22 protein-coding genes are annotated in these 21,394 nt (G+C 64.2%); 7 read left to right on the top strand and 15 right to left on the bottom strand.

Annotated elements, in window-relative coordinates; genetic code table 11:
* The first annotated feature begins 88 nt into the window (after nucleotides 1-88).
* Nucleotides 89-1,120, top strand: a complete 1,032-nt coding sequence (gene hemE, locus F3W81_RS17425; protein WP_193080586.1) for a uroporphyrinogen decarboxylase — start codon at nucleotides 89-91, stop codon at nucleotides 1,118-1,120.
* A gap of 3 nt (nucleotides 1,121-1,123) precedes the next feature.
* On the opposite strand, the gene F3W81_RS17420 is transcribed toward hemE, so the two are convergent.
* From F3W81_RS17420 to clpS, 5 genes are all read right to left on the bottom strand, one after another.
* A complete protein-coding gene (locus F3W81_RS17420; RefSeq protein ID WP_193080584.1) occupies nucleotides 1,124-2,002 on the bottom strand; it encodes a YihY/virulence factor BrkB family protein in 879 nt (292 codons plus the stop codon).
* Between the two features lie 184 nt (nucleotides 2,003-2,186).
* Nucleotides 2,187-3,080: an oxygen-dependent coproporphyrinogen oxidase gene (gene hemF / locus F3W81_RS17415; protein ID WP_193080583.1), complete on the bottom strand. Its 894-nt coding sequence runs from the start codon at nucleotides 3,078-3,080 to the stop codon at nucleotides 2,187-2,189.
* 87 nt (nucleotides 3,081-3,167) lie between these two features.
* On the bottom strand, nucleotides 3,168-3,968 hold the full coding sequence (locus tag F3W81_RS17410) for an SDR family NAD(P)-dependent oxidoreductase (RefSeq protein WP_193080581.1): 801 nt from the start codon (nucleotides 3,966-3,968) through the stop codon (nucleotides 3,168-3,170).
* Nucleotides 3,965-5,026, bottom strand: a complete 1,062-nt coding sequence (locus F3W81_RS17405) for a class I SAM-dependent methyltransferase (RefSeq protein WP_193080579.1) — start codon at nucleotides 5,024-5,026, stop codon at nucleotides 3,965-3,967. Before F3W81_RS17405 ends, F3W81_RS17410 begins: the two co-directional genes overlap by 4 nt.
* A gap of 9 nt (nucleotides 5,027-5,035) precedes the next feature.
* Nucleotides 5,036-5,371, bottom strand: coding sequence for an ATP-dependent Clp protease adapter ClpS (gene clpS / locus F3W81_RS17400; RefSeq protein ID WP_193083997.1), 336 nt, complete (start codon nucleotides 5,369-5,371; stop codon nucleotides 5,036-5,038).
* Nucleotides 5,372-5,507: 136 nt separating this feature from the next.
* Here clpS and F3W81_RS17395 point away from each other — a divergent pair, with 136 nt between their 5' ends.
* Together F3W81_RS17395 and F3W81_RS17390 are read left to right on the top strand one after the other, a co-directional pair.
* Entirely contained in the window at nucleotides 5,508-6,215 is a 708-nt protein-coding gene (locus F3W81_RS17395) for an HAD family hydrolase (protein WP_193080577.1), read from the top strand.
* 588 nt (nucleotides 6,216-6,803) lie between these two features.
* Nucleotides 6,804-8,282 carry a D-alanyl-D-alanine carboxypeptidase family protein gene (locus F3W81_RS17390; protein ID WP_264298925.1) on the top strand — a complete coding sequence of 493 codons (1,479 nt, stop codon included), beginning with the start codon at nucleotides 6,804-6,806 and terminating at the stop codon, nucleotides 8,280-8,282.
* A 152-nt stretch (nucleotides 8,283-8,434) separates the two neighbouring features.
* On the opposite strand, the gene ccoS is transcribed toward F3W81_RS17390, so the two are convergent.
* The 5 genes from ccoS to F3W81_RS17365 form a co-directional block, all read right to left on the bottom strand.
* Nucleotides 8,435-8,593 (bottom strand): cbb3-type cytochrome oxidase assembly protein CcoS, encoded by a 159-nt coding sequence (ccoS, locus tag F3W81_RS17385; RefSeq protein ID WP_193080575.1) that lies wholly within the window; start codon nucleotides 8,591-8,593, stop codon nucleotides 8,435-8,437.
* 5 nt (nucleotides 8,594-8,598) lie between these two features.
* On the bottom strand, nucleotides 8,599-10,770 hold the full coding sequence (locus F3W81_RS17380; protein ID WP_193080573.1) for a heavy metal translocating P-type ATPase: 2,172 nt from the start codon (nucleotides 10,768-10,770) through the stop codon (nucleotides 8,599-8,601).
* Between the two features lie 4 nt (nucleotides 10,771-10,774).
* Complete coding sequence (locus tag F3W81_RS17375) at nucleotides 10,775-11,248, bottom strand: FixH family protein (RefSeq protein WP_193080571.1); 474 nt, start codon at nucleotides 11,246-11,248, stop codon at nucleotides 10,775-10,777.
* The gene (gene ccoG / locus F3W81_RS17370) at nucleotides 11,248-12,873 is read right to left on the bottom strand and encodes a cytochrome c oxidase accessory protein CcoG (RefSeq protein ID WP_193080569.1); all 1,626 of its coding nucleotides are present in this window, start codon (nucleotides 12,871-12,873) and stop codon (nucleotides 11,248-11,250) included. Before ccoG ends, F3W81_RS17375 begins: the two co-directional genes overlap by 1 nt.
* Before the next feature lie 66 nt (nucleotides 12,874-12,939).
* Nucleotides 12,940-13,848, bottom strand: a complete 909-nt coding sequence (locus F3W81_RS17365) for a LysR family transcriptional regulator (RefSeq protein WP_319022270.1) — start codon at nucleotides 13,846-13,848, stop codon at nucleotides 12,940-12,942.
* A 120-nt stretch (nucleotides 13,849-13,968) separates the two neighbouring features.
* Between F3W81_RS17365 and F3W81_RS21050 the strand changes: the two genes are divergently transcribed.
* A complete protein-coding gene (locus F3W81_RS21050) occupies nucleotides 13,969-14,097 on the top strand; it encodes a hypothetical protein (protein WP_264298876.1) in 129 nt (42 codons plus the stop codon).
* A gap of 38 nt (nucleotides 14,098-14,135) precedes the next feature.
* Complete coding sequence (locus F3W81_RS17360) at nucleotides 14,136-14,294, top strand: hypothetical protein (RefSeq protein WP_193080565.1); 159 nt, start codon at nucleotides 14,136-14,138, stop codon at nucleotides 14,292-14,294.
* 154 nt (nucleotides 14,295-14,448) lie between these two features.
* Here F3W81_RS17360 and ccoP read toward each other — a convergent pair whose 3' ends face one another.
* The 4 genes from ccoP to ccoN are packed head-to-tail and all read right to left on the bottom strand — an operon-like array spanning nucleotide 14,449 to nucleotide 17,867.
* Entirely contained in the window at nucleotides 14,449-15,312 is an 864-nt protein-coding gene (ccoP, locus tag F3W81_RS17355; RefSeq protein WP_193080564.1) for a cytochrome-c oxidase, cbb3-type subunit III, read from the bottom strand.
* A gap of 3 nt (nucleotides 15,313-15,315) precedes the next feature.
* Nucleotides 15,316-15,498: a cbb3-type cytochrome c oxidase subunit 3 gene (locus tag F3W81_RS17350; protein WP_193080562.1), complete on the bottom strand. Its 183-nt coding sequence runs from the start codon at nucleotides 15,496-15,498 to the stop codon at nucleotides 15,316-15,318.
* A gap of 11 nt (nucleotides 15,499-15,509) precedes the next feature.
* Entirely contained in the window at nucleotides 15,510-16,235 is a 726-nt protein-coding gene (gene ccoO / locus F3W81_RS17345; RefSeq protein WP_193080561.1) for a cytochrome-c oxidase, cbb3-type subunit II, read from the bottom strand.
* 12 nt (nucleotides 16,236-16,247) lie between these two features.
* A complete protein-coding gene (gene ccoN / locus F3W81_RS17340) occupies nucleotides 16,248-17,867 on the bottom strand; it encodes a cytochrome-c oxidase, cbb3-type subunit I (RefSeq protein WP_193080559.1) in 1,620 nt (539 codons plus the stop codon).
* 212 nt (nucleotides 17,868-18,079) lie between these two features.
* Here ccoN and F3W81_RS17335 point away from each other — a divergent pair, with 212 nt between their 5' ends.
* Entirely contained in the window at nucleotides 18,080-18,916 is an 837-nt protein-coding gene (locus F3W81_RS17335) for a universal stress protein (RefSeq protein ID WP_193080557.1), read from the top strand.
* A 294-nt stretch (nucleotides 18,917-19,210) separates the two neighbouring features.
* On the opposite strand, the gene fnrL is transcribed toward F3W81_RS17335, so the two are convergent.
* The gene (gene fnrL / locus F3W81_RS17330) at nucleotides 19,211-19,957 is read right to left on the bottom strand and encodes a transcriptional regulator FnrL (RefSeq protein WP_193080556.1); all 747 of its coding nucleotides are present in this window, start codon (nucleotides 19,955-19,957) and stop codon (nucleotides 19,211-19,213) included.
* Nucleotides 19,958-20,033: 76 nt separating this feature from the next.
* Here fnrL and hemN point away from each other — a divergent pair, with 76 nt between their 5' ends.
* Nucleotides 20,034-21,389: an oxygen-independent coproporphyrinogen III oxidase gene (gene hemN / locus F3W81_RS17325; protein ID WP_193080555.1), complete on the top strand. Its 1,356-nt coding sequence runs from the start codon at nucleotides 20,034-20,036 to the stop codon at nucleotides 21,387-21,389.
* The last annotated feature ends 5 nt before the right edge of the window (nucleotides 21,390-21,394 follow it).

Genomic DNA, 21,394 nt, shown 5'->3' with positions numbered 1-21,394 from the left:
CCTCGGGTGGGGCGTGACGCGCGGCCGCGTCGCTTGACATTCGGGGGTTGGGACGCGACCAGAGAGGTCAGTTTTGGAAGGGCAGCACATGAGCGAGAAGACAATCCTGCGGGCGTTGAAGGGTGAGGTTCTGCCGGTGCCGCCGATCTGGATGATGCGGCAGGCCGGGCGGTATCTGCCGGAGTATCGCGCCACGCGCGCCAAGGCGGGCGACTTTTTGTCGCTGTGCTACAATCCGGAGCTGGCGGCGGAAGTGACCCTGCAGCCGATCCGCCGCTATGGTTTTGACGCGGCGATCCTGTTTGCCGATATCCTGCTGCTGCCACAGGCGCTTGGGGCAGATCTGTGGTTTGTTACCGGCGAGGGACCGCGGCTGTCGACGATCACCGATCAGGCGGGCTTTGATGCATTGAAACCGGCGGGTGATGTGCATGACGTGCTGTCGCCCATCTACGAGACGGTGAAGATTCTGGCGCGCGAGTTGCCGAAGGACACGACGCTGATCGGTTTCGCCGGGGCGCCCTGGACCGTGGCAACCTATATGATTGCCGGGCGTGGCACCCCCGATCAGGCCCCCGCCCATGCGCTGAAGGACGAGAACCGCGCGGTTTTCGAGGCCCTGATCGAGCGGATCACCGAAGGGACGATCGAATATCTCTCCGAGCAGATCAAGGCGGGCGCGGAAGTGGTCAAGCTGTTCGACAGCTGGGCCGGATCGCTGTCGGGCGAGGATTTCGACCGCTACGCCCTCGCCCCGACACGGCGCATCATCTCGGAGCTGAAGGCGCGCCATCCCGGCATTCCCGTGATCGCCTTTCCGCGCGAGGCGGGCGCAAAATACGTCGGTTTCGCCAAGGCGACCGGCGCGGATTGCGTCGCCATCGACAACTCTGCCGATGCGTACTGGGCGGCGGCGCATGTGCAGGTGGATGGCTGCGTGCAGGGCAACCTCGCGTCCTCACATATGGTCACGGGCGGCGATGCTCTGGTGCGCGAAACGCGCGAGATCGTGAAGGCTTTTTCCAAGGGGCCGCATATCTTCAACCTCGGGCATGGCATCACGCCGGACGCCGATCCGGAGAACGTGCAGCTGATGATCGATACGGTGCGCGGCGCCTGAGCCTCAGGACGGGATGGAGGGCGACTCGCCCTCCATCGTCATAAGCGCGCGGTCCATGGCGCGGCGCTTGTCGAGCTGGATGTTCAGCGAAGCGCCGAGCAGGATCAGAAACGCCGTGATATAGAGCCAGAACAGCAGCGCCACCGCCGCCCCGAGTGAGCCGTACACCTCGTTGTAATTGGCGAAATTCGTCAGGTAGAGCGAGAAGGCGAAGGACGCGATCCCCCAGAGCGAGACGGCCAGTCCGGCCCCCGGCGTCGCCCAGCGAACCCTTTGGCCGCGGTTGTTCGGCCCGTAGCGATAGACCAGCGACAGCCCGATCAGCAGCGCCAGAATGGCCGCCAGCCAGCGCACGACCTCGATCAGGATGCCGGTCACGAAACCCAGCGGCACAAAGTTCAGCACCACCGGCAGGATCACGACTGAGCCGAGCGTGACAATGCCGACGCCCAGCAGCGCGACGGTCAGCGTCAGCGCGGTCAGGTAGTGGCGCAGATTGCCCCGGTTCGGATCGCCGTGGATCATGTTCAGCCCGAGGATCAGTGAGGCGACCCCCGAGCGCGCCGACCAGATCGCCACAGCCAACGACAGAGCGCCCGCCCACCCCAGGGTCGAGCCACTGCCCGAGCTGATCTTGACCACCTGATTTTCGACCAGTGCAAAGATCTCATCCGGGATAATGTCGCGCATCACGCCCAGCTCATCGACAACCACCGAAGGGTCCGACACCAGCCCCCAGAGCGAGATCATCGCGGCAATACCGGGGAAAAACGCCAGCATCCCGTAAAACGCAACACCGGCCGCAATCAGCCCCATGTTGATTTCGCCCATCTGACGGCCCATCGCCGCCAGCAGTTGCCAGAACCTCTTGATCGCCTTCACCTGCCACGCGCCCCCAGTGCCATCCCCGCCACGCAGCCCGGCAGACCTGCCAGACCCGCGACCGGGGGTTCACCTGCAATCCTAGCGCGATGCGACGGGCAACACAGCCTCTGTCAGGTCGCGGGGGACAATCGCGGGGCGGGCGCGGCAATCCTGCATCGCCCCGGCACCTTCAGATGCCGCCTCAGACCCACTTCGCCAGGGGCGGCAGGCTCATCAGCACGGCATTCGCATCATGTCCGGTCTCCAGACCGAACTTGGTGCCCCGGTCATACACCAGATTATACTCGGCATAGAGACCGCGATGCACCAGCTGCGCATCCTTGTCAGCCTCGTCCCAGGGCGTGGCCATGCGCGCCTCGACCAGCGGTCGGTAGGCCGGCAGAAACGCCGCCCCGACATCGCGGATAAAGGCGAAATCCGCCGCCCAGTCACCCGAGCAATGATCGTCGAGGAAGATGCCCCCCACGCCACGCGCCCGTTTGCGGTGCGGTATGTAGAAATATTCGTCCGCCCAGTCCTTGAAGCGCGGATAGAACCCCGCGTCATGACGGTCACAATGGGCCTTCTGGACGGCGTGGAAATGCGCCGTATCCTCGGCATACTCGATGCAGGGGTTCAGATCCGACCCGCCGCCGAACCACCAGGCATGCGGCGTCCAGAACATCCGCGTGTTCATGTGAACGGCCGGCACATGCGGGTTCTGCATATGCGCCACCAGCGAAATCCCCGAGGCCCAGAAACGCGGGTCCTCGACCATCCCCGGCAGGCCCTTGCGCGCCGCCATCGCGGCCTGCGCCCGCGCGCCCAAGGTGCCATAGACGGTCGAGATATTGACCCCGACCTTCTCGAACACCCGGCCACCGCGCATCACGCTCATCAGCCCGCCACCGGCGTCCGATCCGTCGTCCGAGGTCCGCCTCGTCTCGCTCACCTCGAACCGCCCAGGCGCATGCCCGGCCATGGGGCCCTCGACCAGCGCATCCTCCAGCGCCTCGAAGCCCGCCACGATCTCGTCGCGCAGGCTGCGAAACCATGCAGCCGCCTGCGCCTTTTCTGTCTCCATGGCCTCGCTCATGCCCGGATCCCCTTCTTCTTGCCGTCAATACTCCGGGGGAGGCGCGCAACGCGCGGCGGGGGCAGAGCCCCCTCTTCCCGTCAATCTTCAGTGCGCCGGTGCCGCCACCGGGTCCAGCAAGGTACGCCCGCCATCAATCGTCATGATCTGCCCGGTCATGAAGGACGAGGCCTCACAGCAGAGATACTGCACCGCCTCGGCCAGCTCGCTCGGCGGCGCGATCCGGTGCAGCGGGGTATGCTCTTCGATATCAAGGCGATAGTCGCGATTGTCCTTCAGCGTCTCTTTCAGGCTCGACGACATCACCGACCCGAAAGCCACCGCATTGACGCGAATCCGGTGCGGCGCCAGCGCCACGGCCAGACTGCGCGTCAACTGGTCCAGCGCTGCAGAGCTCACCGAATAGGCCAGAAGATCGGGATGGGTGCGCCGCGCCGCGATCGACGACAGGTTGACGATGGCGCCAGCCTGCCCTTCGGTCTGGCCCTCGGACTGCTTGATCATCCGCTTGGCGACCGTCTGACTGACCCGCAGGGCTGTCAGCAGGTTCTGCTGCAACAGCGTCTCGACCGCGTCGTCGTCAGGGTTCAACGGGTCCGACGGGATCACCTGCCGCGATGCATTGACCAGAATGTCCACCGTATCAAAGGCATCGATGGTCGCCGAGAGCAGGTTGGCAATGCTCAGCTTTTCCCGCAGATCCCCGGCGAAATAGCGCACATTGCTGTCATCGCTGATATCGCCCAATTCGGCCTGCAGACGCGCCTCGTCCATATCGGCAAAGATCACGTTGGCGCCCTTGTTGGCAAAGAGCTTGGCGATGGCCAGCCCGATACCATTCGCGGCCCCGGTCACAATGGCCGTTTTGCCGGCAATCGAAAATGTCATCTCTGTTTCCCGTTTTTCGCCCGCGGCGCCCGGCCTGCGTGCTCCGCTCCGGACTTTACGCCCTGTCCCGTTCCTTGGCGAGTCGGGCGCTCCGCGCTCAACAGCTTGAAGCTGCGATCGCCACCGAACTCGCTGACCTTGCTGAAAATCTCGGCCAGAACGGTCTCGTAGCCCAGATGCCGGTTCGCGACGAGGTAGAGCGTGCCACGCGGCGACAGCAGCTTGGCGGCGGCGCGGATAAAGGCGCGCCCCAGTTCCGGATCGGCAATGCGCCCGGTGTGGAACGGCGGGTTCATCACCACGGCGTCATAAGACGTATCGCTGCGCCAGTCGCGCGCGTCGGCCCAGTGAAAACTGGCGCGCGGGTCAGGCACATTCGCACGGGCACACTCCAGCGCGGCGTGGTCCGCCTCGATGAGATCCAGCGAGGTGATGGCCTCATTGCTCAGCATCCGCGCCGAAAGATAGCCCCAGCCCGCGCCCAGATCGGCCACCCGGCCCCGCAGTGGCGGCAGGGAGTCGGCCAGGAACAGCGATCCGGGATCGACGCCATCGGCCGAGAACGCACCCGCAGACGTGACAAACCCGCCCTCGACCGCGCCCGGCACGTCCTGCCAGTCGGCAAAGACCGCGCCCGCCATATCGGCAGAGGCCATCCAGAACATCTTGCCATGGGCCTTGTTGATCGGCCCGATAATGGAGACTCGGTTGCGGCATTCCTTCAGGATCGATTCGATGCCGTCTTCCTTCTGGCCGTCGACGATCACAGGGCCATCGGTCAGCGCCTGCGCCTCGGCAATCAGCGCTTTCGCTGCGGCCTTTGCGCGTGGCAGGCAGACCATGACGGCGCCATAGGGCCCCTCAGGCGCCACATCGCAGTCGTACCCTGCGGCGACAAAAGCGTCGTAGTCGGGCTTGAACCCGCTCACCACATGACAACGGTCCTTCGGGAAAGGAGACAGGTCAGCCCCTTCACGCGGGGACAAAATGGCGATGCGGCCTTCAGGCAACACCAACCCGCCAGCCTCAAGGGCCAGCGAAAGACGAGCTCCGGTCATGTTGGGACCTTATTCCTTTTCCATCGTGCATTGCAGAGGATGCTGGTGCTTGCGGGCGAAATCCATCACCTGCGCGACCTTCGTCTCGGCAATCTCGTGGCTATATACACCAACGACCGCGACACCCTTCTTGTGCACGGTCAGCATAATTTCGAACGCTTCCGCGTGGGTCTTGTGAAAGAACTGCTCCAGGATCAGCACGACGAATTCCATCGGCGTGTAGTCATCATTCAGCAACAGCACTTTATAGAGCGGCGGGCGCTTCGTGCGCGGACGCGTGTCCACAACGACATGACCATCGCTGTCGTCGCCAATCCGGTCCGCCATCATCATAGGCCACTTCATCGTCATAACGCTCAATCACCCATTCTAGGGCACATAGGCACCCGTCACGGGCACATAGGGGTTTCGGGCTTTGAATGAACTATATAACGTCCGCCCCGCCGGTTGAAAGACCCTCGGCGGGAAAGGCATTGCAAAAATGACGCAAAACATCACCACCATTGGCTTCGATGCCGATGACACACTCTGGCACAACGAACGTTTCTTTCGCATGACCGAGGGGCGATTCGTCGAACTGCTGTCCGATTATGCCGAACGCGACCACCTCGAGACGACCCTGCTGGACGCCGAGCGCCGCAATTTGGGCCGCTATGGCTACGGCATCAAGGGCTTCGTATTGTCGATGATCGAGACCGCGATCGAGGTGACGGAGGAGCGCGTGCCCGCCTCGGTCATCCGCCAGCTGATCGACGCCGGGCAGGAGATGCTGCGCCATCCCATCGACCTGCTGCCGCATGCGCGTGAGGCGGTCGAGGCCGCCGCCGAGACCCATCGCGTGCTGCTGATCACCAAGGGCGACCTGCTGGATCAGGAACGCAAACTGGCGCAATCCGGCCTCGGCGATCTGTTCCACGCAATCGAGATCGTCTCCGACAAGACGCCCCCGGTCTACACCCAGATCTTTGCGCGCCACGGCGACGGCGCCGGGCGCGCGCTGATGGTCGGCAATTCGCTGAAGTCCGATGTGCTGCCGGTGATCGCGGCGGGCGGCTGGGGGGTCTATGTGCCGCACGGCGACACCTGGGCCCTCGAACACGCCGAACCACCCGTCGCAGCCGACGCAGCCCGGTTCCGCGAGCTCCCCGATCTCAGCGGCCTTGGGGCCCTGATGGCGCGGATCGGCTGACTCCAGCGCCCGGTCCGGGGTTGTTTCGGCAGAACTCAGCGCATTCCAGCCGAGGCACCGGTCCGCCGAACGGGCCGGTTTCGCAAGAATACACAGCTTCAGCCCACGCAACCGCCTTAGACGACTCGGCTCAACCGGGTGTCGGAGCCCTAGCGCCAAGGCGCATCACGTCCACTCACCAAGCCGTTACGCCCTTATTCTGTTGCATATACGTCAAATTGTAGGGATTTTTCCGCAGGCATGGACCTGTACCTTTGGCCGGTCTTGTAGCGCGCGCCGGTTGCATCACCACATATTGGCGCGATCCCTGCAAGCGGCAGCTGTGGCTTGCAATCCATTGAAACAATGCGCTTTGCCCACAAGACACCCTGTGTTAGCCTTTTTCACAATAAAGAATGGTCAGCCGGAAAATCGGCGACCCAATCCGGACCAGCCGGAAATCCGGCGGCATCGAGGCAGATAGGTGACACAGTGACGGCGCGGCAGAGCAGTCGGCCCCTTTGGGGGCTCATTTCGACATTCGCAGCATTTCTCGTGGTGCTTTTCTTGTCCACGGCAGCACAGGCAGCGCCCTATGCTGCCATCGTCATGGACGCCCGCACCGGCGAAGTCTTGCACGCGACGAATGCCGATACCCGGCTGCACCCGGCGTCGCTAACCAAGATGCTGACGCTCTACATCGCGTTTGAGGCCATTCGGAAGGGCGAGGTCAGCCTCGACACCGAAATCCGCGTGTCGCGCAATGCCTCTCAGGAGCCGCCCTCCAAACTGGGTCTGCGCGAAGGCCAGAAGATCAAGCTCCGCTATCTCATCCGTGCCGCCGCCATCAAATCCGCCAATGACGCCGCAACGGCCATCGGTGACTATCTTGGCGGCAGCGAACCGGCCTTTGCCGCGCGCATGGATCGCACCGCCAAGGCGCTCGGCATGACCAGCTCGACCTTCAAGAACGCCAACGGGCTGACGCGCGACGGCCACCTGTCCACCGCGCGCGACATGGCCACGCTGGGGCGGCACCTGTTGTTCGATTATCCCGAATATTACAACCTCTTCGGGCGCAAGCAGACCTCGATCCCCGGCCACACCCTCTACAACACCAACCGCAAATTCCTCTCGGCCTACAAGGGCGCGGATGGCATCAAGACCGGCTATACCAATGCGGCGGGCTTCAACCTGGTGGCATCGGCAGTGCGCGGCGACAAGCGGATCATCGCGGCAGTCTTCGGCGGTCGCTCGACCGCATGGCGCAACCAGCGCATGGCAGAACTGCTCGACATGGGCTTTGACCGTGCACCGCGCAACGCCCCGCGTCAGGCCCCGGCCGCACCGAAATACGCGCCGCAGGATCCGCTGCTGATGGCTGGCAAGACAGTGAACCGGGTGATTTCCGTCACCAAATCGCTGCGCCCCAAAGCGCGCCCCGGCCAACCCGAACCGGTGCTGGTCGCTCAGGCCGCCACCCCCACGCAGGAGCTGATCTCGCAAGGGGATCAGGACCCGGATGAGGGCGAAGTCCTGCTGGCCGCGGCGGATACCGATCAGATTGCCCAGCAGATCGCCGAACTCGTCGCAAGCAAATCCTACGACCCCGTGCCCGCGCCAGAGGCGATCGAGGTCGCGGCCGCCGTGGTCGAACAGCCGAAGTACGCCCGCCTGAACCCGATGGCGCGCCCCAAGGATCTGCTCAAGCAATTCACGCCTGCGGTGCCCGCCACGACGCCTGTCGCGCCTGCCCCCGCCATCGTGGCCGAGGCCAAACCCGCCGTTGCCAAGGCCCCTGCGGCCAAGGCGGCACCCGTCGTCGTCACCCGGATGAGCGCCTCTGCCGAGGCGCTCTGGGGGGTGAATATCGGGCGCTACAACACCAAGGGCATCGCCGAGCGTATCCTGCTGACCACCGCCCTCTCCGAGATCGAGACGCTTGAAGGGGCCGAGCGCAAGGTGCTGCAGAAACCCACCGGATGGGAGGCGAACTTTGTCGGCCTGACCCGCGATGCGGCAGATCGTACATGCCAGCGCCTGACCGCCCGCAACATGACCTGCTTCATGGTCGGCCCCGGCACCTGAGGCCCACTGGATCGGACAGGGGCGCGTCCCCCTCCCCTGCCCCCACATGCAAAAACGGGCGCCCCGCCAGGCGCCCGTTTTCATGTCGTGTTACCCGAAATACGCATGAAGGCGGGGCCATCGGCAGCTGGCAGCCCCACCAAATGCTCCGGTCAGGCCTTGGGATGATTGTCCCATTGCTCGGACAGGATGCGTTGGGAATTGCCGTCGGGGTCGTCATACTGACCACTCCGCACGGTGTAGACAAAAGCGATCAACCCAAGTCCACCCAGGAACAGGGAAATCGGGATCAGCCAGACGAGAACTTCCATGGTCGTTACCTCAGTCGCAGCGCGTTGAGCGACACCGTGATCGAGCTGGCCGACATGGCCAGCGCCGCGATGAGGGGGGAACAGAGACCCGCCACCGCCAACGGCACAGCAATCACGTTGTAGAACGTCGCAATTCGGAAATTCTCACGAATGCGCCGTGTTGCGCGAGAGGCCGTGAGAAGAGCATCGGGAATGGGCGACAGGTCGCCACCCAGAAGCACAATATCGGAGGCAACCCGCGCAGCGTCCAACGCAGAAGCGGGCGAGAGACTGACATCGGCCGTTCTCAGCGCAACTGTGTCATTTAAGCCATCCCCCACCATCAGCACTTTCGCGCCCCAGCTCTGCAACTCAGTGATTCGTCCGGCCTTGTCCGCAGGCAGCGCGCCGGCCTGCCATTCCTTGATACCCAGCTGATCCGCCAGCCGCTGCACCGGTCCCGCCGTGTCGCCCGACATCAGCAGCACCCGCACACCCTGCGCCTGCAGGGCGGCAACGGCCTGTGCCGCACCCGCGCGCAGATGATCCTCGAAGGTGATGCCATGCACCTGCCCGCCCGCCTGCAAATGCGCCGAGGTCTGCGCGCCCGGTTGCGCGCCGCACCACTCCGCCCGCCCCAGCCGCACCAGCGCGCCGTCCAGAAGCGCTTCGGTGCCATAGCCCGGCACCTCGCGCAGATCGCTGAGTACCGCAGGACGCACCCGCCCGGCCAGTGCCTGCACCAGCGCGCGGCTCAGCGGATGCGACGACGCCTCGGCCAGTGCCAGCGCGATGCCCAGCGTTGCGTCGTCGAAATCGTCAATGTTGATCGCCACAGGCACCCCGGCGGTCAGCGTGCCGGTCTTGTCGAAGACGACGGTGTCGACCAGCGCCATCCGCTCCAGCGCAGTCTCGTGCTTGATCAGCATGCCGCGCCGGAACAGCCGCCCCGAGGCCGCCGTCGTCACCGCCGGCACCGCCAGCCCGAGGGCACAGGGGCAGGTGATGATCAGCACCGCCGCCGCAATGTTCAGCGCGATGCGCAGATCGCCGGTGCCCAGCCACCAGCCCGCAAAGGCCAGCGCCGACAGGATATGCACCCCCGGCGCATAGAGCCGCGCGGCGCGATCCGCCAGCGAGGTGTACCGGCTGCGCCCGCTTTCGGCGATCGCCACCAGATCTGCCAAGCGGTGCAAGGACGTATCGCGCCCCACCGCCGTCGCCCGCACCAGCAGCGGCCCCGTCAGATTGACCTCGCCCGCGCTGACCAGCTGGCCCGGCATCGCCTGCACCGGCAGTGTCTCACCTGTCAGCAGGCTGCGATCAAGCTCCGAGGATCCCTCGACAATTTCTCCGTCGACCGGCATCCGGCCACCCGGGCGCACCCGAACAAGGTCTCCCAAGACAACCTCGCCCACGGGCACCAGCACCTCGCCCCCGTCGCGCAGGACCAGCGCGCGCGGCACCTCCAGCGCCGCCAGCTCCTCGGCGGCAGAGCGCGCCATGGCCCGGGTGCGGTGGTCCAGATAGCGCCCCGCCAGCAGGAAGAACGTCAGCGTCAGCGCCGCGTCGAAATAGGCGTCCTCGCCCGACAGGATCGTCTCCCAGAGGGAGGTGCCAAGCGCCAGCAGGATCGCCAGAGAGATCGGCACATCCATGTTCAGCCGACCCACCCGCAGCGCCCGCCAGGCGTTGCGAAAGAACGGCTGGGCGCAGAAGGCGATGGCGGGAAAGGTGATCGCCGCGCTGATCCAGTGGAACATGTCGCGCGTCGCGTCCTCCGCCCCCGCCCAGACCGAAACGGACAGCAGCATGACGTTCATGCTGGCGAACCCGGCCACGGCAAGGCGCATCAGCAGCTCCCGGCCCGCGCGGTCGGTCGCCGTGGCGGCAATCGCGCCCGCGTCCAGCTCATGCGCCTCGTAGCCCGCCGCCTCGACCGCGCGCACCAGACTGGCGGCCTCTACCCCGGCCTCGGCCTGCACCTGAGCGCGCTTCAGCGTCAGGTTCACCCGCGCGCCCTGCACCCCCGGTTCGGCGTTCAACGCGCGCTCCACCGTGTCGATGCAGGCGGCGCAGTGGATGCCCGGGATCGACAGCATCAGCGTCACGTCCCGAAGCGCGCGCGCCGCAATTTCGCCCGCCGCGGGGGCCACGCCACAGGCCGGACAGGCCGCAAAGGGAATCGCCTCGGCCATGGCGTTACCGCGTCACATGCAGGATGACCCGCTGGGTAAAGGCGGTGCCATCCTCAGCCGTCGCGTTGATCCGCACGTCCCATTTGCCGCCCGCCAGCGCCAGCGGCGCCTCGTAGTAGCTGCCGTTATAGGCAAAGGCCGGGGTGACATCCTGCGTGCGCACGGTGGCGCGACCAACCACGGCCTGCAGCTCTTTTGCGCGCACCGACGTGCCATCGCGGTCGGTGATGCGCAGATGCACCCAGCCATCCGCGTCATCGGCGTAGACCGTCCAGCCGAGCTTTTCCTGCGCCGCGCGGCGGGTGTCGAACTCCTGACTGGCAACGTAGGAATTGGCGACCTCCAGCCCCGGAAAAGTGCGGATCGCCTGCGTTGCCATCACCACGTTGACGGTGATGATCACGCTGAACGCCGCGACGAACCCCACCAGCACATGCCAACCCTTCAGCGTAAAGCCCGGTTTCACTGCGTTTTCCATCAATTGTCCCTTCCGTTGAAGACCGTATCCCGGCTGGCCCGGTCGCCGTTGGTCATATCCTCGACCCAGAGCCTGAAGTCCGTGCGCTCCTCGCCCGCGGCCTCAGTGCCCGGCGCCGCCTCGACATACAGACGCGCGAGCTCAGCGCTGTCGGCCGGCACGGTGACGGTCGCGTCAGAGCTGCCCTCGACCGAGACGACCAACGCCGCATCCCCCGCGACCGACAGGCGGAAGGGGCGGGCCTCGCCGTTCTTGTTGCGCAGGCGCACGTCGTAGACGTTGCGGATGGTGCCGTCGGACAGGGTGATGAAGGTCGGATTGCGCACCGGAGCGACCGTCATGTCGATGTCCGAGCGGATGAACAGCGCGAACACCAGCCCCAGCCCGACCGTCGCCCAGAGCAGCGTGTACATGATGGTCCGCGGCCGCATCACATGCCGCCAGACCCGGCGCGGCGTGGCTCCGGCGCGCTCGGCGGTTTCGTCCGTCAGCGCCATATAGTCGATCAGCCCACGCGGTTTGCCGATCTTGTCCATTACGTCGTCACAGGCATCAATGCAGAGCGCACAGGTGATGCAGGCCATCTGTTGACCGTCGCGGATGTCGATCCCCATCGGGCAGACGTTGACGCAGGCGTTGCAATCAATGCAATCACCCAAGGTTTCCTTGGCCGGGATCGGCCCGCCAACACCCGCAGGCATCCCCGGCATCGCAAGGAACGGCACGGTGCCCCCCTCTTTCGGGCCAGCTATCCGCAGATCCAGCGCCTTGTTGGTCTTTTCCTGCATCTCGGCACGGCGACGGTGCTTGCCGCGCGGCTCTCCTCGCCATTCGCGGTAAGCGACGGTGATCGTGTCCTCGTCCATCATCGCCGCCTGAATGCGCGGCCATGGGCAGGCGTAGATGCAGATCTGTTCGCGCATGAAGCCACCGAAGACAAAGGTGGTCAGCGTCAGAAAGGCCATGGTGCCATAGGCGACCGGATGCGCGCTCAGCGTCACCAGATCGCGCAGCAGGGTCGGCGCATCGGCGAAATAGAACACCCACGCCCCGCCGGTGGCGAGGCCGATCAGCAGCCAGACCACCCACTTCGTCACCCGCAGGCGGGCCTTGCGGAAATCCCATTTCTTCTGGCGATGCAGGCGCAGGCGGGCGTTGCGGTCGCCCTCGATCCAGCGCTCGACAAGGATGAACAGATCCGTCCAGACCGTCTGTGGGCAGGTGTAACCGCACCAGACCCGGCCCAAGGCGGATGTGAAGAGGAACAGCCCCAGCCCCGCCATCACCAGCAGGCCTGCGACAAAATAGAACTCATGCGGCCAGATCTCGATCCAGAAGAAAAAGAACCGCCGGCTGCTCATGTCGATCAGCACCGCCTGATCGGGCAGGTTCGGGCCACGATCCCAGCGGATCCAGGGCGTCAGGTAATAGACCCCCAGCGTCAGCGCCATGATCACCCACTTCAACTGGCGGAACTTGCCCTGCACACGGCGCGGAAAGATCGGTTCTCGCGCGGCATAAAGGCCGGGTTCAGTGGGGCTTGGCTGGGATGTCGACACGGGGTGAGTCTCACTTCTGCGCAGGATATTCCTGTGCGTTGTGACAGAGCTGTCGGCACCCGGCATTGACTTGCATCAATTGGCGCATCCATGGGTCATGTTATTTGGCGGTCATATTATTTCAGCGCCGCCTTACCCTGCCACCGGCTGCCCGCTGTAACCATGCCCGCCATCCTCGGCACGGCGCGCCTGACCGCGCACCCAGGTCATGAACTCGCGCGCCAGCGGGCGGATATGGCCGGGATGCCAGACGAGGTAGTAGCCCTTCTTGCGCCGATCCTCATAGAGCAGCCGCAACCGCCCCGCGACAAGGTCACTCTCAACGAAGGCGCGCGCGATCACCGCCACGCCGCGCCCGTCACGCGCCGCGTCCAGCATGAGGTTGCCGGGCAGAGAGGTGACGCCCTTGGACATGTCCAGATCCCGGCCATGCCAGCGCAGAAATTCGCTCGCCTCGTTGGTCCCCAGCTCCTGCAGCCAGTGATAGCCGGTCAGATCTCCGGGATCGAGCGCGCCGCCCTGCCCCACCAGCGCAGGCGCGGCGACAATGGCGATCGGGGTGTTCAGCAGCAGCTCCGCCTCCAGCCCCGGCCAGACGCCCGTGCCGTAACGCAGCGCCACATCCGCGCCGCCCGGCCCGATGCTCTGGATCACCGGCGTCGGGTCCAGCATCAGCGACACACCGGGATGACGGCGCTGGAAATCCGCCAACCTCGGCATCAGGAAGGACGAGGCAAAAGCTGGCGTGCAGGTCACCATCAGCGGCCGCGCGGCATCCTGACCTGTTAATCTTTCAATAACCGACTCGATGGAGGACATGCCGCCGATCACCGCATCGGCCACCTGTCGCCCCTGCTCGGTCAGCGCCAGTTGCCGCCCGCCCCGGTCAACCAGCGCTAGGCCCAAGTGCGCCTCCAACCCCTTGATCTGCTGACTTATCGCGGCGTGGCTGACGTTCAACCGCGCCCCCGCCTGCACGGTGGAGCCGGTTTCCGCAAGGGCGGCAAGGGCCCTCAGCGCGCTCAAGGGCGGCAGTTTCATCCAATCTATCATGTAAGCCAGCCTTACATGGGATCAGTCTTCCTGAATAGGGAAATCACCAACTTCGGCGTATCACAGTCCCCAGAGACGTCACATCGACACACACAAGGACACACCGCCATGCTGCACATTCTCGCAAAATCTTTCCTGACCGCCGCGCGCTCCGGCCATACCTCCGCCGCCCGCACCGCCCGTCCTGAGGAGGTCATGCCCCGCCTCAGAGCCCCCGCACGCCCGCCCGTCAAATAACACGCGGCCCCCGCAACCCATGACAGGAGGACACCCCCATGGGCCCCTTTTACGACCGCACACCGGATCTGTTCCCCTCCGACCTCGATGCCAGAGGCCGCCGCCCGGATGGCCGCCCCTACCGCGAAACCGCCCGCCGTCATCGTCGCCAGCGGCCCGAATGGCTGCAGGATCTGATCGACTGGACCCGACCCTGACCCCTCACACGTAAAACCCCGCAGACGCGACGCGCTGCGGGGTTTCTTTTGTGGCGCACCCCGGCTCAGGATTGCGCGAACAGGTGGGACCGGGGCGCACCGAGCCCGACCGCCGGGGACGAACCAGCAGGCGGGCGTGGCGGAGAGGTCGGCGTTATTCGCCGCCCCCCAATTGGTGGACATAGATGGCCACGGCGCGGATCTGCGCCTCGCTCAGCCGGTCGCCCCAGGCGGGCATGACGCCAAAGCGCGCATTTGTGACCGTCTCATGCAGGGTCGCGTAATCGCCGCCATAGAGCCAGATCGCATCGGTCAGGTTCGGCGCGCCCTGTGCGCGGTCCCCCTTGCCCTCGGCCCCGTGGCAGGAGACGCAGTTCTCCGCAAAAACCTCGGCACCGCGTGCCACGAGGCTGGGGTCCTGCGGTGTCTCCGACAGCGACATCACGAAATTGACCACGGCGCTGATATCCGCTTTTTCCAGAATGCCGTCGCGCCCGAAGGCTGGCATCTGGCTGTAGCGGGCATCAGGGTCGGTTTCGTTGCGGATCCCGTGGGTGATGGTGGTGTGGATGTCATCAATCGCGCCACCCCAGAGCCAGTCATCATCCAGCAGGTTGGGATAGCCCTTGGCCCCCGCCGCACCCGAGCCATGGCACTGGGCGCACCAGGTCATGAAGACCGCGCCCCCGGCCGAGGTCGCATATTGGTTCAGCGTGGTATCCTGGGCGACACTTTCCAGCGGCATGGCAACCAGCTGTTCGTTGACGCCGGCATTGGCCAGTTCCGCCGCACTCAGCTTTTCGGCGAACTCGCCGCGGGTCGAAAAGCCCAGCAAGCCCGGCGTCGCGCCATGCAGCAGCGGGATCGAGGGGAACAGGATCGCATAGCCGATCCCCCAGACGATACAGGCGTAAAAGGTATAGAGCCACCAGCGCGGCAGGGGGGTGTTCAGCTCCTCGATACCGTCCCAGCTGTGGCCGGTGGTGCCGTGCTTGTCCTTCAGGTCATTCTCGCTCATCGCTCAGGCCTCCTTGTCGGCGGCAGCGGGCCGGTCATCGTTGCGAAAGGGGATGTTTGCCGTGTCGCGGTACACGCGGCGACTGCCGGGGCGGAACACCCAGGCAAAGACGCAGACAAAGAACACGAACAGCCACAGCAGCATCCAGCTGTCGGCGAATTCGCGCATCAGGGAATAGGTATCCATCATGGTCCCCCTTAGCGGCTTGCATCAGGCGTGAAGGTCGAGAAGTCGACCAGCGTGCCCAGCATCTGAAGGTAGGCGATCAGCGCATCCATTTCCGAGATGCCCGGCCGCCCGTCGAAGTTGCGCACCTGTGCCTTGGGATAGCGCGCCACCATGTCGTCCCAGTTACCAAAGGGCTGAACCTGAACAGTAAAATCTGCCTCGGCGTTCTCGATCATCGCATCCGTGTAAGGAACGCCGACGATGCGATGCGTCTTCAGCGAGTCCTGGATATAGCGCCCGTCAATCTGCACATCAGCCAGAAAGGCGTACTTCGGCATCACCGATTCCGGCACCACGCTCTGCGGATCGCTGAGGTGATCGACGTGCCACTCGTCGCTGTAGCGCCCGCCGACCCGCGCCAGATCCGGCCCGGTGCGTTTGCTGCCCCACTGGAACGGATGGTCGTACATCGACTCCGCCGCCAGCGAATAGTGCCCGTACCGCTCCACCTCATCGCGCATCGGGCGGATCATCTGGGAGTGGCAGACATAGCAGCCCTCCCGGATGTAGACATCCCGCCCCGCCAGCTCCAGCGGAGAGTAGGGGCGCATGCCCTCTACCTTCTCGATGGTGTTCTGCAGGTAGAACAGAGGCGCGATTTCGACGATCCCGCCGATGCTGACCACCGCGAAAGAGCAGACCAGCAGCAGCGTGGCGTTGCGTTCAAGGAACTTGTGTTTGTCAAGAATACCCATGTTTTCAGTTCCTTATTCCGCCGGGACCAGGCCATTGGGCCTAACATCGCTGGCCTTGTCGATCGCAGGCGCTCGGGTGGCCGTCAGCCACAGGTTGATGCACATGATGATCGCACCGGCCAGGAACATGACCCCGCCCAAGCCCCGCACCACATACATCGGGAACTTCGCAGCCACCGTGTCGGCGAAACTGTTCACGAGGAACCCGTTCGCATCGACTTCGCGCCACATCAGGCCCTCCATGATGCCGGTGACCCACATCGAGGCCGCGTAAAGCACGATCCCGATCGTCGCCAACCAGAAGTGCCAGCTGACCATCGACAGACTATAGAGCCGTTGCTTGTTCCAAAGACGCGGCACCAGAAAGTACAGGCAACCAAAGGTGATCATCCCGTTCCAGCCAAGCGCACCGGAGTGCACGTGCCCGATCGTCCAGTCGGTATAGTGGCTCAGAGAGTTCACGGCCCGGATCGACATCACCGGCCCCTCAAAGGTGGACATGCCGTAAAAGCCGATCGCCAGAACCATCATGCGGATCACCGGATCGGTGCGCAGCTTGTCCCAGGCGCCGCTCAGGGTCATCAACCCGTTGATCATGCCCCCCCAGCTCGGCATCCACAGGATGATGGAGAACACCATGCCCAGCGTGCTCGCCCAGTCGGGCAGCGCGGTGTAGTGCAGGTGGTGCGGACCGGCCCAGATATAGAGAAAGATCAGCGCCCAGAAGTGGATGATCGACAGTTTGTAGCTGTAGACAGGCCGCTCGGCCTGCTTGGGGACGAAGTAGTACATCATCCCCAGGAAGCCCGCCGTCAGGAAGAAGCCGACCGCGTTATGGCCATACCACCACTGCGTCATGGCATCCTGCACGCCGGAGAACAGCTGCACGGACTTGCCGCCCCAGATGCTGACCGGCACGGCCAGGTTGTTGACGACATGCAGCATGGCCACGGTGACGATGAAGGCCAGGTAGAACCAGTTCGCCACGTAGATATGCGGCTCCTTCCGCTTGATCACCGTGCCGAGGAAGACCGCCAGGTAGCAGACCCAGACAATCGTCAGCCAGATGTCGATATACCACTCAGGCTCGGCATATTCCTTGGACTGCGACCCGCCGAGGACATAGCTCAGCGCCGCCATGACGATGAACAGGTTGTACCCCCAGAAGACGAACCACGCCATGTTCCCGCCCCAGAGCCGCACCGCGCTGGTGCGCTGCACGACATAGAAGCTGGTGCAGATCAGCGCATTGCCCCCAAAGGCAAAGATCACCGCACTGGTGTGCAGCGGGCGCAGCCGGCCAAAGTTCAGATATCCTTCGGCCCAACCGAAGTTCAGCGATGGAAAGGCCAGCTGAAAGGCGATGAACACGCCCACCAGAAACCCGACCACGCCCCAAAGCGCCGTCGCCACAACCCCAAAGCGAATCACATCGTCCATGTATTCGCCCGAAAGATCGCGCGTCTCGACCTCTTCATCGGTGTTGCGCAGCACCACGATGAACATCACCGCGGCCACCGCCATCACCACCAGCGCATTGACCATATAGGCCAGATCGCGCGCGTAATTCGCTGCAATTGCTGCCATCAGCGCAACAATCGCCAGCACGATCAGCTTTACTGCATTTGTCATTTTCGTCCCTCTGTCCGTCCGGGCTGTCGGCCCCGCGCCGGGAAACACCCGCCACGTGTTCGCGTCCTTGCCCCGGCGCTTATCACCGCACCGTGATCGGCTTTCCTTGATCTGCATCAATCGCCGCACCGCAGAGTTGACCCAGATCAGGGTGGACCCGGCTTTTGCGTGCTCTGATGCAGAAATAGCAACGCCACGAGAGGGAGGCTGACATGGCCTACAAATCCGTCTTCACCGTCATCACCGAAAACGATGCCGAGAAAATTGTTCTGGATAATGCCGTCACCGTTGCCGTCGAACAGGACGCGCACCTTGATGTGCTCTGTCTCGGCATCGACCGCAGTCAGATCGGCTACTACTACCCGGGCGAAAATGCCCTGATCCTGCAAGAGGCCATCGACTCCGCCCTCGCCGAATCCGCGCGGATCGAGGAAACGGTCAAAGCCGCGATGATGGGGGCAGAGCTGCGCTGGTCCAGCGAAGCCGACGTCACCCAGCTCGGCGACATCGGCCGTCACGTCGGCTGGCGCGCCCGCTTCGCCGATCTGGTCGTGCTGCCCAAGCCCTATGGCAAGGACCGCCTGACCGAGCATGAGCAGATCACCGAAGCCTGCCTCTTCGAGGGCCGCGCCCCGATCCTGATCCTGCCCGCACAATCCACCCCCGAGGCGCTGCAGACGCCGCTGATCGCCTGGAACGAAACACCCGAGGCTCTGGCCGCCGTGCGCGCCGCCCTGCCGCTGCTGCAACAGGCGCGTGACGTGCATATCGTGGTGATCGACCCGCCGGTGCACGGCCCGACCCGCTCCGATCCCGGCGGCCTGCTGGCGACATGGCTGTCGCGCCACGGCGTCTCGGCGCAAATCGAAGTGCTGGCAAAAACCATGCCCCACGTCTCTGACCAGATCAGCCGGCACGCCCAGGACATCTCCGCCGACCTGATCGTCATGGGCGGCTACGGCCACTCCCGCTTCCGCCAGGCCATCCTCGGCGGCGCCACCCGCAATATGCTCGAATCAACCGAGCTGCCAATCTTCCTGGCGCACTGACCTTCCTGGCGCACTAATCTTCTTGGCGCACTGACACCCTAACCGCTGGAGAGCCCCCTCCCCAGCGGCCCCACACTCCCTGTCATCTTGCCTGAAATACTTCGGGTGAGGCGCATCGCGCCGAGGGCAGAGCCCTGCTTTTCGCACCGCCCCCTTACCGACGCGATACCGACCAGATACCGACATCCCGATTCAACGCTCTCCAAGGCTCGGACTCCCCCCTTCCGACCCCGCAAAAGCCAAAAAAATGTCCCACGTCTCCGCAGGGCACCTCATCAAACAGCCAGGGTCACGTCAGCTCAGCATCCCGCCGTCGCTGTCATCCCCCGCCTCTTCCAGCAACCGACTGAAATCTGGCACGGTGATATGGCGTGTGCCTTCCAGCACGATCACCCCGTCACGCTTGAGCGCGCTCATCTGACGGCTCACCGTCTCCAGCGTCAGCCCGAGGTAGTCGGACATCGCCTCACGGGTCATCGGCAGGTCGAAAACCAATTTCCCGTTCGGCGTCAGCAAGTTCAGCGTCGCATCCCGTCGCGCCACGATTGCCAGCAGACTTGCGATCTTTTCGCGCGCCGTCTTGCGCCCCAGCACCAACATCCACTCGCGCGCGGCGTCCAGCTCATCCAGTGTCATCTGCAACAAACGCTGGGCGATATGCGGTGTCGTCTCCATCAGCTGCTCGAAAGGTTTCTTGCGAAAACAGCAGATTACCAAATTCGTCGTCGCCACAACGTCATAGGCAGCCCCATCACGCCCGGGCCGCCCGACGAAATCCGACGGCAGCAAAAGCCCCACCATCTGGGTCCGCCCGTCTTCCATCGTCTGGGTCAGCGTCGCCACGCCCGAGACTACGGAGCCAACGAAATCCATCCGGTCCCCCGCCCAGACAACAGTCTGCCCGGCCTCGAAACTGCGATAGTATTTGATCCCCTCCAGCACCTGAAGCTCATCAGCATCACAGCGAGCGCAGACAGCCCGATGCCGGATCGGGCAGGCTTCGCAATCCTGCGTGGAATGGGCGAGGTCAGAATGCAGCATGTTCGCCTTTAGGTTGAGGGTGTCGGTTTGATCTGGGTCAAGGAGACCCGCACACGGCCCTGCTAACCCTAGCCTCATGGATATCAAAACGCAATTGTCCCGCCACGGTCTGTTTGACGCGAAAGTCCCGCGTTACACCAGCTATCCGACAGCCCCGCACTTCTCGGACGCGACAGGTCCGCAGGATCATGCGGACTGGATTGCCGCGATCCCGCCCGGCGCGACGATCTCGCTCTATATCCATGTCCCCTTCTGCCGCCACCTCTGCTGGTTCTGCGCCTGTCGGACGCAGGGCACGCAGAGCGAGGCGCCCGTGGCCGCCTACCTGCAAACCCTTCTGGCAGAACTGAAAACACTGAAATCGCAGCTGCCCGAAGGCGTCAGCCTATCGCGCCTGCACTGGGGTGGGGGGACCCCCACACTCCTGTCGCCCGCCATGATGCAGACCCTCGCCGGCGCCATCGCCGAGGTCGCGCCACTGGCCCCCAATGCCGAATTTTCGGTCGAGATCGACCCAAATGAGGTAGACGCTGCCCGTCTCTCGGTGCTCTCTGCTGCGGGCATGAACCGTGCCTCGATCGGGGTGCAGGATTTCGATCCGCAGATCCAGAAATGCATAGGTCGTGTGCAGAGCTACGAGGTGACACGCGACGTCGTGACTGCGATCCGCGACCACGGCGTGCACAGTCTGAACGCCGATATCCTCTACGGCCTGCCCCATCAGACGCCCGCCAAGATCACCGATAGCGTGCAAAAACTGCTGTCGCTGAGCCCAGATCGTGTTGCGCTTTATGGCTATGCGCATGTGCCCTGGATGGCGCGCCGTCAGAGCATGTTGCCCTCCGAGGCGCTGCCCTTGCCGCAAGAGAGACTCGCCCTGTTCGAGGCCGCGCGTCAGTTGTTTCAATGGGATGGATACGCCGAGATCGGTATCGATCATTTCGCCCTCGCTGGCGACGGGCTTGAGATCGCGCAGAAGGCCGGGTTGCTGCGGCGGAATTTCCAAGGCTACACCGATGACACATCGGATGTGCTGATCGGTGTCGGCGCGTCGTCCATTTCGCGGTTTCCGCAGGGCTATACGCAGAACAACGCGGCGACCTCTGGTCACACGGCCGCGATCCGCAACGGTGGGTTTTCAACCACACGCGGGCATATGTTCACCGCCGAGGACCGCCTGCGGGGCAGGATCATCGAAGCCCTGATGTGTGATTTCGAAGTCCGCACGGGCGAGCTTGCGGCGCATTTCCCCGTATCCCCCGCCGCCCTGATCGCCATGTTCAACGGCGTTGCGGACCAGTTTCCGGGCCTGTTGCGCGTCACCACCGACGGGCTGTTCATTCCAGAACCTGTCCGCCCCCTGACGCGCATGATTGCCCGCGCCTTTGATCGCTACGACACGTCAATTGCGCGCCATTCGTCAGCGATCTGAACGCC

Source organism: Pseudooceanicola spongiae (assembly GCF_014899185.1).
GTDB lineage: Bacteria > Pseudomonadota > Alphaproteobacteria > Rhodobacterales > Rhodobacteraceae > Pseudooceanicola > Pseudooceanicola spongiae.
Note: the sequence above shows the minus strand (reverse complement) of the source record. Positions and strands in the feature narration are given on the sequence as shown.